The sequence below is a fragment of the Arthrobacter sp. JCM 19049 genome (genome assembly GCF_001310435.1).
In genome coordinates this window covers 1-2,960 of the sequence record NZ_BAXF01000269.1, presented here as the reverse complement: position 1 = coordinate 2,960, position 2,960 = coordinate 1, and the positions used below count along the sequence as shown (strand labels likewise).

The window sequence follows — 2,960 nt, the reverse complement described above, 5'->3', positions numbered from 1 at the left end:
GGTCAATCTCCGGTACCGCTTCGGCGCACAGGCTCCCACCCTTCGACGAGCACAATCTCGCTGGGGGTGAAGTGGATGTGTTCGGCCGCCGGGGCGTTGGCCTGCCAGTCCCAGCGCGGCAGCTCACCGGCTGGCCCGCGCGGATCCGGCGCAGCAGCACGGCATAGCGCGTGCAGGTTTCCTGCAGCGAATCCCAGCCGTAGTACAGGTCCTCCAGGTGCAGGATGGAAACCCGTTCGGGTCCCCAGGCTGCGGCCAGGGCCGCAGCCAGTGAGCTCTTGCCCGCCCCGGAGCGCCCGTCCAGGGCGATAATCAGTGTTTAACGGTTTCCACGGGAGGCGGTGTTGCTCCGAACGTAGTCGACCAGCGCCGGCAGGCTGGCGGCAATCATCTTCCAGGTTTCACGAAAGTCCGCGGCGTCCCCGTACCAGGGTCATAGATGCCCTGCGCGTCGTGGGGCTGTGCGGCGGACTGCGGGTCAAAGGAACGCAGCATCCGCAGCTGCGGACGCCGCTCCTGGGCGATGTTCGACAAATCCGGGACCAGCGCCTCAAAGTGGTCGGTGTCCAGCGCCAGGATCAGGTCCACCGACCCCAGTTCCTCGGCCGTGAGCTGGCTGGCCACATGTCCCTCACCGCTCAGGCCGTGGGAACGCAGCGTCGCTTCGGCGCGCTGGTCAATGGGGTTGCCGATCTCCCCGTCGGTCACGGCGCGGGAGAACACCTCGACGTCGCCGATTCCCGCGTCCTCCAGGGCGTTCTTGAGCATGAATTCGGCCATGGGCGAGCGGCAGATGTTGCCCGTGCACACCGTCATTATCCGGAACATGAGACAAGTCTAGGGTGAATTGGCCGATACATTCGAGGGTGACGCCCCGATGCGCGCGCAACGAATCGACAACAATTCACTAGCGCGCCAGCACCAGCAGCACCGCAACGAAGATGAACAGCGTGCCAAAGACAATGTTCTGGATTCGCGCGCCGCGCACGGTGGCCGTAAATCGTTGGAAGGTGCGGGCCATGGCGGCGAAGAACAGGAACATCACCAGCACATCCACCAGGACAATGGTGGCCATGAACACCAGGTACTGGGGCAGCTGGGGCGCATCGGGCCGGATGAACTGCGGGGTCAGCGCCAGGAAAAACACGATCGCCTTGGGATTGAGCAGATTCACCAGCAGGCCTTGACGCACCATGTACAGCCGCCCGGCAGGCGCTGCGTCCTGCAGCTGTTCCGGTTGCGGACGAGCCAGCAGCATGCGCACCCCGAGGTAGACCAGGTAGCCGGCACCGGCATAGCGGATGACCTCAAAGAGCACCGGAGAACGGCTGACCAGCAGCCCCACCCCGGCCGCCACGATGGCCACGTGGATCAGCAGGGCCAGCTGTTGGCCGATGATGCCCCACAGCGAGCGGCGCCAGCCCACCCGAATCGAGTTGCTCATGGTGTTGATGGCCCCGGCGCCCGGGGTGAAGCTGATGACCACCGCGGCACCCAGTAGGGAGAACCAGAGGGGAAGAGTCACCGAAACAGCATAATCACCGGAGCGACTAGGCACGTTTTCGTGTGGGGATTTGTGACGCGGTGGCCTCGCGCACCTCGTCCACCCCGGCGGTGGCCTCGCGCAGGAATTGGGTGATCAGTTCGACCTGCTCGCTGGGATAGCCCTGGATGACCTGGTGCAGCTTGCGGGCCAGCGGGGCGAACATTTCCTGCCCGCTGGATTGGGCGAGCTCGGTCATGGCGATGCGGATCACCCGCCGGTCGGCATCGGTGCGCCGGCGCTCAATGTAGCCCAGCCGCTCCAGCCGGTCGAGCACGGCGGTCGTGGCCGGTGCGCTCAGCTGCAGCTCCCGGGACAGGTCCCGGGGTGAGGGCAGCGACCCGGCGCGCTGGTAGCGCATGATCACGCCCAGCGCGTTCATGTCGGTGCGGTGCGAGCTGTGGGCGCTGGCGGTGGACTCCACGTAGCGGTCCGAGGCCTGGGCGAACTGCTGCAGCTGCAGGACGAGTTCATAGGAAGGGGTGGGTCCATAGGCACATTCTATAACCAATGATATAGTTCGATGATGGAATTAGTTTGACCCCTACGGCACACGCCCCGCGCACCGGGCGCGGCGCGGCCTCGACCCGAAGGAAACCGGCCATGGCATCCTCGAGAACCGGCGCACCACCTGCAAACGGCAAACCCAAAAACGGACTGCGCGCCCTGCTGGCCGCGGTGCTGGTCATCATCTGGCTGGCCGTCGCCGGCATCGGCGGACCGACCTTTGGCAAGCTGTCCGACGTGCAAAGCAACGACCAGGCCGCATTCCTGCCGGCCAGCGCGGAGGCCACCCGGGCCCTGGAATGGCAGGAGAAGTTCCGCACCAGTGACGCCATCCCCGCCGTGGTGGTCGTGGCCAACCAGGACGGGCTGGACGCCAAGGACGGCACGGCCCTGGCCGAAGAGCTGAAGTCCTTTGAATACCTCGACGGGGAGGTGACCGGGCCGTTCCTGGCCGAGGATGGCAAGGCGGTGGAACTGCTGGTGCCGATCTCCAGTGAGGTCAAGGCCGACGACGGGGTGGAGAGCCTGCGGGCGCTGCTCAACGGGCACCTGCCCCAGGGCGCCGAGGGCTACGTCACCGGCCCGGCCGGGTTCAATGCCGACCTGATCGAGCGTTCGGCGGGATCGACGGCGTGCTGCTGGGCGTGGCGCTCAGCGCGGTGCTGGTGATCCTGCTGCTGGTCTATCGTTCCGTGCTGCTGCCCTTCACCGTGCTGCTGACCGCCATGGTCGCCTATGCGCGGCGATTGTGGTGGTCTACTACATGGCCGACGCCGGCTGGATTCGGCTGGATGGTCAGTCCCAGGGCATCCTCTCCATCCTGGTGATCGGCGCGGCCACCGACTACTCGCTGCTGCTGGTGGCGCGGCACAAGGAAGCGCTGAGCCAGGGCCAGTCGCGCTGGCAGGCG

3 protein-coding genes and 1 pseudogene are annotated in these 2,960 nt (G+C 66.2%); 1 reads left to right on the top strand and 3 read right to left on the bottom strand.

Annotation, left to right across the window (positions count from 1 at the left end):
* Positions 1 to 387: 387 nt before the first annotated feature.
* From JCM19049_RS10745 to JCM19049_RS10735, 3 genes are all read right to left on the bottom strand, one after another.
* Positions 388 to 780 carry a low molecular weight phosphotyrosine protein phosphatase gene (locus JCM19049_RS10745; RefSeq protein ID WP_279402979.1) on the bottom strand — a complete coding sequence of 131 codons (393 nt, stop codon included), beginning with the start codon at positions 778 to 780 and terminating at the stop codon, positions 388 to 390.
* 127 nt (positions 781 to 907) lie between these two features.
* Positions 908 to 1,525, bottom strand: a complete 618-nt coding sequence (locus tag JCM19049_RS10740) for a LysE family transporter (RefSeq protein ID WP_054821587.1) — start codon at positions 1,523 to 1,525, stop codon at positions 908 to 910.
* Positions 1,526 to 1,550: 25 nt separating this feature from the next.
* Entirely contained in the window at positions 1,551 to 2,054 is a 504-nt protein-coding gene (locus JCM19049_RS10735; protein ID WP_279402978.1) for a MarR family transcriptional regulator, read from the bottom strand.
* A gap of 92 nt (positions 2,055 to 2,146) precedes the next feature.
* Between JCM19049_RS10735 and JCM19049_RS10730 the strand changes: the two are divergent.
* A pseudogene (locus tag JCM19049_RS10730) lies at positions 2,147 to 2,960 on the top strand (MMPL family transporter); the annotation flags it as partial.

Bases quoted from the DNA above. Each gene is read 5' to 3' on its own strand.
- JCM19049_RS10745 (WP_279402979.1), bottom strand. From the start codon at position 780: ATGGCCGAATTCATGCTCAAGAACGCCCTGGAGGACGCGGGAATCGGC.